Consider the following 13,336-nt stretch of genomic DNA (forward strand, 5'->3'; position numbering starts at 1 on the left):
AAGGATGATAATTTATGAAAAAAGTAATATTAGTACTTACTATGGCACTTATAATCTCAAATACTACGTGTGTAAAAGCAGTAGATGATGTTTTTTTTAATGATGTACCTAATAGTCATTGGGCTAAGGGTAATATTGAAAAATTAGTTGGATTAGGTATTGTTGACGGGTATGAAGATGGATCTTTTAAACCAGATAAGAATATTAATGTTGATGCTTTTATTAAACTTGTGGTGACTAGTTTAGGTTATACGGATATTAAGAATGCAGAAGGTTATTGGGCTACTAATTATATAAATAAGGCATTGGAGTTATCTATCATTCAGTATGGACAATTTGATAGTTATAATAGAATTATTAGTCGTGAGGAAATGGCGAGTATTACTGCTAGGACGCTTGGACAGGTTGAAGAAATGGAGAATGGAAACAAAGAGCTAAACTTGGATTTTATAAAAAGTTGTATTCTTGACTTTAATATTATTGACAATAAATATCAGCAGAACGTTGTAGACTGTTATAGTATTGGTCTAATTACTGGCAAACCTAATGGTTTTGACCCTAAGGGTAATGCTACTAGAGCTGAAGCCGTTACGGTTATAGTAAGATTATTAGATGAATCTTGTAGAAAGCCTATATTTATTCCACCGATGATTACAGAGAAGGATATTAAAAAAGATGCTGATGGAAAGATGTACTTTGATGTAATACGTTATAGAGATTATAAAAATGAAGATGAGCGTATAGCTACAGAGGTTAAGCATAAGTATAGAGTCTATGAATGTCCTTCTGGGGAGGTTACAGCTCTACAGCTATTGTATGCAATGGATAAGGTGTATCAGGATAATACAGGTTATGTATATTTGGCTCAATCAGGCAAAAATGAACACCCATTAGGTATTATTTATGATTGCGTAGATACTGTTGATAGAACAGTAGACGATTACGATATAGACATTATAGAAAATAAAGAAGTTGGTTTTTGTGTCAAACATAGTAAACATAAAACCCCTAGTGCTTACGGTATTTCACTATATTACAAAGTACATGACATGACCTACATGGAACGCTTTACTAAATACGAGAAAATGTTTGATACAATGTTTTATTACTTGTACGAAAACAACTTTCAAGTCATGAAAGACACCATGAAGGAAATATTACAAATAGCTGAAAATATGGACGTGGATAAATACCGTTACACCATAAAAATGAATGATAGAGAAATGTACATTGAAGTTGACAAAGACCATAGAATATCCTTTGATATTACAATAAAAGGTGGAAAAGTTGAGCATTTCTATCCTATAGAGGAAAATGCACCTGATTTTCTAAAAAAGTGAAATAAATAGCATTTAAACTCTCATTGTAAGATATAAACGGAAAGTATCTAATTTAGATGATTTTAAAGGTAAAAAACTTTATATAATGTATTGGTCTTTATGGTGTCTACATTATGTTAATGGACTTGATAAAATCAATGAATTATCTATGCAAGTAATAAATTTGAAGTATTAACGATTGTATCGCCAAGTTTCACACTAAAGAATTGAAAGCTATAAATAGAGGTGAAGAAATTGAAAAATACATTCAGAAAAATAGGCTTGATGATTTTTATATTTAGTATCTTATTTACAAGTATTAGATATAAAACATTCGCTATAACGAACAGCAACCAATTGAGTTATGAGTATATGTCGGGGCAAATACCCTTTGAAACCCTATCTTTGCCACCTGATTATAAAAATAAACCTTATATAAAAATCAATATAAGTGGAAAAGAAACAAAGCTATGGTTTAATACAGAATTATGGGTTGACAAAAATATTGGTGTTTACGGTCACTATGGTTATGTACCAGACAACGATTTTAAGAATTACACCGAAAATCCCGATCCAAGTATTACAACACCTTACTATACAAGGGACGGAATAAAAGGAGAGTACCGTTATCATGGATACACTGTAGATGGCATCCGTCATACAAACAAGTCCTTTCCAGTAGATGAAGCTAGTACCCGAAAGGCAGAGCAAAAGACATGGCAGTATCATTACTGGGCGAATCCTATCTTAGCCAAAAAACAAGATGGCGAGATAAGTGGTTGGAATGATGAAGCTATTATTAATAATAGGCAAGGAATCCAAGAATGGATTAATGAGGGACTACCCTTTGAAATAAAGAATGGTAGCAACCCATCAAGTCAAAATGCCTACGATTACGCTAACGTGCTGACACCCTCCACCTTGTATAGCTATGGTGAAGCCAAAATGTGGCACAAAAACCGTACTGGTTATTGGTATCAGACATTCACCCTTAAAAAGCGTACAGGACGTAAGCAGACTCCTATTACGTTAGATATTAATATACTTGATAAAGGAAAGTACATCATTAATCCTGGAGAAGATGAAGTCAAGGTGAATGTTGATGTAACAATAACCTTACAAGATGAAGCTTATTACAATAACGTTATTGAACGTGAAATATATTATACTCGTAGGGATATTAGTCACTACAATTTACAATTAAACGACACTACATATACATTTGACGGAAACAGCACTACCAACACCTATAAGGGTACTGTTTCCCTTGATATACCACGTAGTATAATTTCTGATGACGGAAACTATACGGTTAGCGGAATAGCAAGCGTTTCTTATAGAAACCCACAATCAGACAATGCTTATGATAATGATACCGACAAAGTTAATAAAAGCAAGCTTGATAAATTCGTAATCCCGTTCAATAAAAGTGATGATTTAGTATGTAAATTCAGTGTGGCATCAGTGGTTAATTGGAATGATACCACCCCTTTAAAAGCTGATAACTTCAAATATCAGGACTTATCATTAGGTGACATTAAAAAATACGAATTCGAACTTACTGGAGAAGATGGAACAAAAGTTGTAAAAGAATATAATAATTCTTCTATAGACAATCAAACAATAAATAATCTGTTATATGATATGGCAAAAGATAAAAACAAAGAAAAATATAAAATACATGTAAAACAAACTGTATATGATAGTAATAGAAGTGCTGAATATGATAAAAATGTGTATGTTATGAAGGCATACACACCCCAAAAGACCGTTGAGATTGATGTAGAGTTACCAAGAAAGGTTTTTGATATTGAACCATATGGTGCAACCATAGGTGATATGAAAGCAGAAGATATTAACTTATTGAAGGTGACTATAGATGGTACACCAATAAATGTATCTGTAAATGATTTTTTCAATGGTGGTTTTGTTTTTGGTGCAATAGAGAGTGATAATAATACAGAAGTTCACTTCATAGAAGTAGCAGCAACTAGTTCGGACGATGTGGAAAGTCATGTTCAAAAGTGGGTAACAGTATACAATACTAAACCCAAAGCACAGCTTACATTACAAGGAACACAAAAAGAAAATCGTAAATTTGAAACACTAAACACGTCTGATAGTGCTAATGATCCTTACTTGTTGCAACACTATCCTACAAGCTATACATATGAGATAACAGCCTTGAATGATACTGATATGGATAAGTTAAATTATGAACGTCAAGGAGAAAATCACATATTTCAAAGTTCTAAGGAAGGTGTTTATCAGATTAGTTGTACAGCTACCAATAGGTCAGGTAGAAGCAGTACCTATAATCTTCCATTGGTTGTGATGAAAGACCATAAACCAGCTATGAATTTTGATATATGGAATAATTATCTAGCAAGAAGTGAAGCTTTATCAATGGAGTTTGGTGCTGAATCTATAGATGGCGATACCATAATTAACAAGCGAATTAAGATTTTAAAAGACCAGGACAAAGATGGTACTTATGAAAAAGAGGTACTTAACACATCTTTAACAGATGATTTTAGTTATACACCAACAGATCTTGGACACTACAGAGCTATTATATCAGCCGAAGAAAGCTTCGGAGAAGAAACCATTATTAAATGGTTAGATGGTACAGAAAAAAGAACTAATGAAGTCATAAGAGATTTTTTTGTAGAAAATCTAAGACCTTTAACCGAAGTTCATTTAGATATACCTTATAACTTCCCCCAAGTAGACGTTATTATTTCCTTAGACAAGAATCTTACAGACAGTAAAAAAGCTGATATTAAGAGCAAGAGAATTTACTATAACAATTACTTACGTTCCCAAGGTATTAACCCTATTATTGAGATATGGGATATGAAATGTTATGAATATTCTACTCCTGCCAGTACCAGTAGAAATACTGGAAGTACTTACCCTCAAAATTCTATACCATACTCTAGTAGTGGCTATTCAGGAACACTGACCCAAACTAATGTAGTTAACAACTGGTATTGGCATGATTTTGGCTATTATACTACAGAGGAAGAATGCCATACAGTTACTGAACGATATAAATATTATCACTGTGATTACTATTCTTATGATGAATTAGTTGAAATGTACGGTGCTTGGGACTGTGGAAACTTTGAATTTCGTACACGTACAAAGAATGTTTGCAGTAGCGTTGATGTATGGCATTCTGATAACAGGAAAGTTAATAATTATACTGGATATTACAGTGGTAATATCTACAAATATGTTCGTCAAAACCCGCCTGTTGAAAATTTTAGGAGCGAAGCCGATAAGTATATCATTTATGTATCAGAAAATGGCATTAATACAACTTCACCATCTGAACATAAAAATAGGTTAACACCAATTAAGGAATTTGAGGACTTGGCTAAAGAGCATGATTTTAATGTAACACTTATAGGTAACAGTACTATAAAGAGCCAGTACAGCTTGTACACTCATTACTATAGTGCTGATGATATTTTAGATAGCATTAATAAAGCCTTAGATGATATTATTGAAGATAATCCTTTTTCTTCTGATTATTTAGTAGAGCTAGGAAGTAATGTCAACATTGAAACGGTAGAATTAGAAACAGAAGGAGACGAGTTAAAAGAAAACGGATTCCAATATATCCACAACCCAAACTACTACGATAACTCCCTAGGAATGTTTAGTTACAGTAAATCAGAATTTAATGAAGATGAAGATTGGACAACCACCAAACCAACTATACTTGATAAAACTGGACGCTTAGATATTTATCATAGGGTAAAGGACAGTATTACTGGTTATGAAGATAATGAATTATATTCTAATATATTCAGGACTTCAATCAATATACACCGTAAACCCATTGCACAGTTTAACTTAGATTGGATATACAATCCTGCTACCAGAGTATATGAAACAACATGGGAGGACGGGTCGTATGATCTAGACCATCAATACAGCCATCCACAAAAAGGTATCATAGAACGTAAAATTGTATATTGGGATAAAACACGTCCTATAGAAAAATATTATAAAATTCCTGATAATCTGAAACCAGGGGCAACATATACTGTGGAATACATTGTAAAAGACTTAGAAAACACATGGAGCTTACCATGTATAAAAGAATTTACATTACCGACAGCTCCACCACCACAGATATTAGAAGCAAAATTAAAAACTGTTCTAGATAAATTTAATCTTAACAGTATACCTGCATCAGAAAATCTCTTAGCATATGATATAAAAACTAGATTTCCATATAGTCATCACATAGAAATGGCTATGTACAATGGAAACACAATCAAAACATCAAATAAAACCATTACATCATATGCAATTAAAAATGGCCAAGATTATAATTGGAATGATGTCACTTATAATATTCCTTCAACATTACCTGATGGCTATTACCTATTCAAGCTTTTTGCAGTTGATAGCAATAATAGTAATAATAAAAGGTGTAAGGATTTTACTGTAAGAGTGGAAACTCCTGTAGATCTAGAGGGAACAATTCAAAAAGATAAAATAACCTATGATAGGGAAACTTTGATAGAAGCCAGTACCTCAAAATATGTTAATACTGTCACTATCACCCTATTTAAGGATACCATGTATGAACGCACAAGAAATTTATCCTGTATAAAAACAGAAGGTGACAAGAAATATTGGTCTTTGACTTATAAAGAAGAAAGAAGATATATAGAAGATGATTTTTATACAGCTAGATTTACAGCTAGAACACCAAATAATAATCAGGAAACCCAAGATAATATTTTTGAATTTACTCATAATACACCACCTACAGTAAGTATTCAATCTACTGAACCAAGTTATATATACGAAGGAGATAATGTCTTCGCTAATATTATAGTTAATGATATTGATTTGGATACTTTAACACTTGATATTGATTTATATAAGGGTAGTAACCGACTTAGCAGTAACAGAGTAATAGCTAATCCTGAAGGTACAACCTATGATTTAATCAAACAGAATCTAATAAATAATATAGAATCTGGTGATTATGAGATAAGAGTACATGTAGATGATGGTAACGGAGGCGTTGCAAATGCTAATATGCTATTTATAGTGTATGAATTAACTATTGATGGCTATGTGAATCATACTCCGAAATGGGATGAAAATAGAGTCAAATACAATAGAGCAATGTCAAAAACTGATGATGATCCTAGAGACAGCGATACATATTGGTCAGGGGAGCGTTTTATTGTAAGTGCTGATACAGCTGTAATTCATGCGGATAGTAATGTTGTTGCAGATAATGTGGAAACTGAAATTCTAGATACAGCTTATGATACGAACCTAGAATCAGCCAATAAAACCAACTGGCATGGAGAACTATGGGACAATTCCATGATAAATAAATGGGGGAATGATGCAGCCATCTACATCACTTTCAGATTTACAGTTAACTATAGCAACGGTACTGTCAAGACAGATGATGTAAAAGTAAAAATGGATAATATAGATTCTTATTATCGCTATCATAGAAAATGGTGATAAGTCCCAAATAAATTTAGGCAGGAAATACTTACAAATCAAGTATCTCCTGCCTAATATAATGGGATTGTTATAGCAATATTACAATTAATCTACATAAATATTTTGATCTCTGTTAGGTCCTACCCCAACCATAGTTACCTTAGCACCACATAACTCTTCAACTCTCTTAACATAAGCTTTTGCAGTTTCTGGTAACTCACTATATGAACGAATGTTAGTGATATCTCCCCAACCATCCATTTCTTCATATACTGGTTCACATTTAGCTAAATCTTCAAGACTTGCTGGGAATTCTTTTACTAATTCGCCATCTTTTTTATAAGCAACACAAATCTTTACTTTATCTATATCAGCTAATACATCAATTTTATTAAGTGCTATAGCTGTAAGTCCACTTGTTCTAACTGCGAATTTACCAATTACAGCATCGAACCATCCAGTTCTTCTTGGTCTTCCTGTAGTTGTACCAAACTCATGTCCAACATTTCTGATTTGCTCTCCCATTTCGTCGAATAACTCTGTTGGGAAAGGTCCTTTTCCTACTCTTGTAACATAACCTTTCATAACTCCGATACAATCATCAATTAAAGTAGGTCCAACTCCTGCTCCTACACAAACACCACCAGTAACTGGGTGTGATGAAGTAACATATGGGTATGTTCCAAGGTCTATATCAAGTAATGTACCTTGAGCACCTTCAAATAATACTTTTTTACCTTCTTTTATTGCATCATATACGATAACTGTAGTATCTGCAAAATATGGTTCAAGTTGTTTTAAATAACCTCTGTATTCTTCTAAAACTTGGTCTGCATCAAATTGAACGTCACCGTTATATACATTTTTTATAATAGAATTCTTTAATTCCACATTTTCTCTAACTTTTGCTTCGAATATTTCTGGATTAAGGTAATCGCACATTCTGATACCTGAACGTTCTGCTTTATCCATATAACATGGTCCAATACCTTTTTTGGTAGTTCCAATGTCACTATTACCTCTATACTCTTCTTTGATACCATCAAGAGTCTTGTGATAAGGCATTACGATATGAGCTCTAAGACTTATTCTTAAATTTTCAGTTGAAATACCTTTGTTATGTAATAGTGCTATTTCTTCTAGAATTCCTTTTGGGTCAATAACAACACCATTACCAACAACACATGTAGTTCCTGGGTATAGAATACCTGATGGCACTAAATGAAATTTATAAACTTCTCCATTAACTGTAACTGTATGACCTGCATTGTTTCCACCTTGAGAACGTACTACTACATCTGATTGTTCTGATAGAATATCAATGATTTTAGCCTTTCCTTCATCGCCCCATTGGGCTCCTATAATTACTTTTGCTGACATATTTATTTCCCCTTTCTAGAGAGAATTATTGTTAGTTAACTCTATACGTGATAAAAATTCAATTCACCTCGTATAATAAATCTATATGGAAGTACCAGATTAAATTACCTGGTACGGCATCTTTTAATTCAATCACATCATATCTATTATTACCCATACTATCAGCTTCTATAAAATATTTTTTCCATTAACGCATATGAAAATGGTTCTGTTTCATATGATTAATTAATAGAACTTTTCTATAAGAAGAAAATAGTTATATTTCATATATTTAATAGAAGGAAATTTTATATAGCTAATTTATAGGAATAAATAAACATAATCCTTTAAAATTTTAACAGAAAAAGAAAATAAAATCAATAGTTTTTCGAACATTTATTTATTTTTTTTAAAAAACATTCGTTTATAAAATGACAGCAATATCCTCTTTACATTTTACCCCACTTTCTATTATACTATACATAAGAGGTAATATGTGATTTGCATAAGAAATCTCAAATTGTAACTTTCTTTTTTAATATGTAGGCAGGCAATTAATATATATTGGGTTTTATAACTATCCGTTTAATGAAATTCAATATATAAATGATTAAATGATATATGCTAGGTTAAAACTTAAGCATATATAGGTCAAGTATTAAGGAAGTGATAATATGAAAATTGAAAAGATAAGTAATGCTCAGATTAGATGTACTTTAAATAAAACAGATTTGACAAAAAGACAGATAAAGATCAGCGAACTCGCATATGGAACCGAGAAGACACAAGAATTATTTAAAGATATGATGGCACAAGCTTCTGTTGAATTTGGTTTTGAAGCAGATAATGTACCTTTAATGATTGAGGCAATACCCCTTTCAAAAGAAAGTATAATGTTAATAATTACTAAAGTTGATAATCCTGATGAATTAGATGATAAATTAGCTTCTATTCCTCAGCAGAACATACGTAATTTTAAGAAAAAAGAAGTTGCAGATAATAATGACCAAGCAGTTAACAAAGAAATCAATCTAAATACAAAACAGATTATTTATTCCTTTAAATCTCTTGACGAAGTGATTAAAGTAACCCAGATTATAAGTCCACTTTATGATGGTCTTAATTCATTATATAAAGACGAAACTATAAAAGAGTATTATCTTGTTATTCACAAATCCGATAATGAGAATGATGCATTTATAGGTCTTAATGGTTTCTTATCAGAATATGGAAATAAGGTTCCAGCTACCAATATAATGGAGATATTTTATGAAGAACATCATGAAATTATCATAAAAAATAATGCAATTCAAATATTATCTAATTTATAAACAAAAATAAGGTACCCTACTTAATACGGTTGAGGGTACCTAAATTTATATCTATCTTTATTTATTCTTTAGTTTCTAAAAAAGTGTTGATTTTGTTAATTAATTCATCTACATCCATTCCGTGAACAAATGCTGCTTCTTCTAATGTTTCTCCTTGAGCAGATGGACACCCAATACAATGCATACCTGCTTCCATTAAAATAGGAATGATATTTTGATCTACTGCAATAATATCAGCGATTATCATGTCTTTAGTTACTTTTGCCATAGCATTTACCTCCTTTTAATAGTATTAGTCGTTATAAACGTCTAATCCGAAGTATTTTGTTGCTAAAAATTTGAAGTACAATATCAAATTTTAATTCATTATAATATAAATCCTAATTATTTACAATAAAATTATTGTAATTAAACCAACTTTTCCACATGTTATCATAATACATTGGGTAAAAAACAATTTAGTAGTTATAATTTATGTTCTTCTAAAAATGTCAACACGATATTTATATAAGTCTGGTCTATAATAGGATTCTTCATAGAATAATTTTTCCCCATTACTGGTATAGCTTATACCTGTTATTTTGAGTAATGCTCTAGCTTTTTTCATGTTGAATACTTTCATCATTATGTTATTGGCAATACAAGCATCAATATCACAAGATATATTCTCCACTTTATAGCCATAATGCTCTTCAAGGACTTCGTATAAGGATTTGCTGATATCATATTTGTGGAGTCCCAGACATCTATCTTTTTGAATATACACTGTTTCTAACGCCATAGGAAGTTCATTACCTAATCTCAATCTCTTTAATTTATAGAATTTCGTTTCATAGGGTACTTCCATTATATTACTGATATCTCTAAGATTATAAACCGTTGAAAATTCAATGATATTAGTGCTGGGATTAAATCCTCTTTCTCTTAAGGTATCAGTAAAACTCTTAACATTCCTTTGGAGAAAATTAGGTGATGAAACAAACGTACCTCTTCCCTTTTCTCTATAGACAATACCGTCTTTCACCAGTTCATTGACGGCTTGCCTTGCTGTCATCCTACTTATATTATACAACTCACATAATTTTCGCTCAGATGGTATTTTTTCCCCTGATTTGAATTCTCCAGTATTGATTTTATTTTCTATATCTTTTTTAATTTTTTGATACTTAGTTTCTATTTTCTCCATTAATTTCACCCCTATTACTTCTCATGTTTAAACTATATAATACATTTTAACATTCTATTTTTTTAAGTTCAATATCTTTTATCAATATCTTTTACTAAATAAGAATGATTATTTTGTAAAAATCTCTTGACGTGTATACAGTATCCATATATAATATAACTATAAATTATACATGATGTTTTACATAATATAATTTATTAACCACTTAGTTATAAAATCACTTAAAAATGTATTTACTAATTATATCTTGCTATTCAACTTATAAAAGAGATATATTGAATTTACCCATATGGTTTTATAGATGTTTAAGTTCAATATATATAGCTAATAATAACTATAGCAATTAATAACTTTGGTAACTGTATATTAATATAAATCTAGAAGGAGGTCATTGACCATGAAAGATTATTGGAAAAATTTTATACCTGGAAACTGGGAAAAAAATATTGATGTAAGAGATTTTATCCAAACAAACTATAAACCATTTGATGGTGACGATTCTTTCTTAGAGGGACCTACAGCAAACACAAAAAAACTCTGGGAAGAAGTATGCGAACTAACAAAAGAAGAAAATAAAAAAGGAATCTTAGATGCAGAAACAAAAGTTCCTTCATCAGTGACATCACACGGTCCTGGTTATGTAAACAAGGATTTAGAAAAAATTGTTGGATTCCAAACTGATAAGCCTTTAAAAAGAGGTATAATGCCTAATGGTGGTATCAGAGTTGTAAGAAACGCTTTAAATGCTTATGGCTATGAACTTGACAAAGAAACTGATAAAATTTTCACAAAGTATAGAAAGACTCATAACGATGGAGTTTTCGATGCTTATACTGATAATATGCGTCAAGCAAGACATTCAGGTATTATTACAGGGTTGCCAGATGCTTACGGAAGAGGTAGAATAATTGGTGACTATAGACGTGTGGCTCTATATGGTACTGATTTTCTAATCGCTGGTAAGCAAGAAGAGAAAAAGCAATTAGAAATGGATTTCATGGAACCAAATGTCATTGTTCTTAGAGAAGAAATCTCAGAACAAATCGTTGCATTGAAACAATTAAAAGAGATGGCTGCCACTTATGGACATGATATCAGCAAACCTGCTTCTAATGCAGCAGAAGCTATTCAATGGACTTATTACGGATATCTTGGAGCTATAAAAGAACAAGATGGAGCCGCAATGTCATTAGGTAGAGTTTCTACTTTCATAGATATATATATTGAGAGAGACTTAAATACAGGCGTTCTAACTGAAAAAGAAGCACAAGAATTAATGGATCAGTTTGTAATGAAGCTTAGAATGGTAAGATTCCTACGTACTCCTTCTTACAATGAATTATTCTCTGGAGACCCAACATGGGTTACAGAAGTTATTGGTGGAATGGGAATTGATGGTAGAACTCTAGTAACTAAAAACAGTTTCAGAACTCTTCATACATTAAACAATCTAGGACCAGCACCAGAACCTAACTTAACAGTTTTATGGTCTGAAAGATTACCTGAGAACTTCAAGAAATTCTGTGCAAAAGTTTCTATAGATACAAGCTCAATCCAGTATGAAAATGATGATTTGATGAGAGCATGGTATGGTGATGATTACGGTATTGCTTGTTGTGTATCTGCTATGAAAATCGGTAAGCAAATGCAGTTCTTCGGAGCAAGAGCAAACCTTGCAAAAGCATTACTATATGCAATCAATGGTGGTAGAGATGAAAAATCTGGAGACCAAATCGGTCCAGAATTCGCTCCTGTGACTTCTGAGTATCTTGATTATGATGAAGTTACAAGAAAATTTGATGCTATTCTTGATTGGTTAGCTCAATTATATATTAATACATTGAATATTATTCACTATATGCATGATAAATACTGCTATGAAAAATTACAAATGGCACTTCATGATAAAGATGTACTAAGAACTTCTGCTTGTGGTATCGCTGGATTATCCGTTGTAGCCGACTCATTATCAGCTATAAAACACTCAAAAGTGAAAGTTATCAGAAATGAAGAAGGTCTAGCTATAGATTACGAAGTAGAAGCTGATAGCTATCCTGCATTCGGTAACAACGATGACCGTGTTGACAATATTGCAAGTGAAATAGTTGAAAACTTTATGAACAAACTAAGAAAACATAAGACTTATAGAGATTCAGTTCCTACTATGTCAATCCTTACAATTACTTCCAATGTTGTTTATGGTAAGAAAACTGGTAGCACTCCAGATGGCAGAAAAGGTGGAGATCCATTTGCTCCAGGTGCTAACCCAATGCATGGACGTGACAAAAATGGAGCAATCGCTTCAATGTCATCAGTAGCCAAATTACCATATGAGCATTCAGAAGATGGTATTTCATATACTTTCTCAATCGTACCAAAAGCACTTGGTAAGAATGAAACAACTAGAGTAAGTAACTTAGTAGGTCTATTAGATGGTTATTTCCATGATAAAGGTCATCATATCAATGTAAACGTATTTGATAGAGAAACATTAATAGATGCTATGGATCATCCAGAAAAATACCCACAATTAACAATAAGGGTTTCTGGATATGCTGTTAACTTCATCAAATTAACAAGAGAACAACAGTTAGATGTTATTCATAGAACATTCCATGAAAGAGCGTAAAACAATGTGTTAAGCCATA

Annotated in this window: 7 protein-coding genes; 4 read left to right on the forward strand and 3 right to left on the reverse strand. The window is 31.9% G+C overall.

All coding sequences use genetic code 11. The annotated features are described in order from the left end of the window. Positions 1-14: 14 nt before the first annotated feature. Both HYG85_RS09790 and HYG85_RS09795 read left to right on the forward strand, forming a co-directional pair. Complete coding sequence (locus HYG85_RS09790; RefSeq protein ID WP_212693308.1) at positions 15-1,340, forward strand: S-layer homology domain-containing protein; 1,326 nt, start codon at positions 15-17, stop codon at positions 1,338-1,340. A gap of 234 nt (positions 1,341-1,574) precedes the next feature. Then, positions 1,575-6,830 (forward strand): Athe_2463 domain-containing protein, encoded by a 5,256-nt coding sequence (locus HYG85_RS09795; protein ID WP_212693309.1) that lies wholly within the window; start codon positions 1,575-1,577, stop codon positions 6,828-6,830. Positions 6,831-6,917: 87 nt separating this feature from the next. Here the strand turns inward: HYG85_RS09795 and HYG85_RS09800 are convergent, their stop codons facing one another. Continuing rightward, positions 6,918-8,192, reverse strand: coding sequence for an adenylosuccinate synthase (locus tag HYG85_RS09800; RefSeq protein WP_212693310.1), 1,275 nt, complete (start codon positions 8,190-8,192; stop codon positions 6,918-6,920). Positions 8,193-8,845: 653 nt separating this feature from the next. Between HYG85_RS09800 and HYG85_RS09805 the strand changes: the two genes are divergently transcribed. Then, a complete protein-coding gene (locus HYG85_RS09805) occupies positions 8,846-9,502 on the forward strand; it encodes an adaptor protein MecA (protein WP_212693311.1) in 657 nt (218 codons plus the stop codon). Positions 9,503-9,563: 61 nt separating this feature from the next. On the opposite strand, the gene HYG85_RS09810 is transcribed toward HYG85_RS09805, so the two are convergent. Beyond that, positions 9,564-9,770: a DUF1858 domain-containing protein gene (locus HYG85_RS09810; protein ID WP_113672793.1), complete on the reverse strand. Its 207-nt coding sequence runs from the start codon at positions 9,768-9,770 to the stop codon at positions 9,564-9,566. Positions 9,771-9,974: 204 nt separating this feature from the next. Beyond that, a complete protein-coding gene (locus HYG85_RS09815; RefSeq protein WP_212693312.1) occupies positions 9,975-10,688 on the reverse strand; it encodes a GntR family transcriptional regulator in 714 nt (237 codons plus the stop codon). Between the two features lie 397 nt (positions 10,689-11,085). Between HYG85_RS09815 and pflB the strand changes: the two genes are divergently transcribed. Next, a complete protein-coding gene (gene pflB, locus HYG85_RS09820) occupies positions 11,086-13,317 on the forward strand; it encodes a formate C-acetyltransferase (RefSeq protein WP_113672795.1) in 2,232 nt (743 codons plus the stop codon). Positions 13,318-13,336: the final 19 nt, after the last annotated feature.

Source organism: Vallitalea guaymasensis, from assembly GCF_018141425.1.
GTDB classification, from domain to species: Bacteria; Bacillota; Clostridia; order Lachnospirales; family Vallitaleaceae; genus Vallitalea; species Vallitalea guaymasensis.

Excerpts from the sequence above, each read along its gene's own strand:
- HYG85_RS09790 (WP_212693308.1), top strand. The coding sequence starts at position 15 with ATGAAAAAAGTAATATTAGTACTTACTATGGCACTTATAATCTCAAAT.
- HYG85_RS09800 (WP_212693310.1), bottom strand. The coding sequence starts at position 8,192 with ATGTCAGCAAAAGTAATTATAGGAGCCCAATGGGGCGATGAAGGAAAG.
- HYG85_RS09805 (WP_212693311.1), top strand. The coding sequence starts at position 8,846 with ATGAAAATTGAAAAGATAAGTAATGCTCAGATTAGATGTACTTTAAAT.
- HYG85_RS09815 (WP_212693312.1), bottom strand. The coding sequence starts at position 10,688 with ATGGAGAAAATAGAAACTAAGTATCAAAAAATTAAAAAAGATATAGAA.
- pflB (WP_113672795.1), top strand. The coding sequence starts at position 11,086 with ATGAAAGATTATTGGAAAAATTTTATACCTGGAAACTGGGAAAAAAAT.
- HYG85_RS09810 (WP_113672793.1), bottom strand. The coding sequence starts at position 9,770 with ATGGCAAAAGTAACTAAAGACATGATAATCGCTGATATTATTGCAGTA.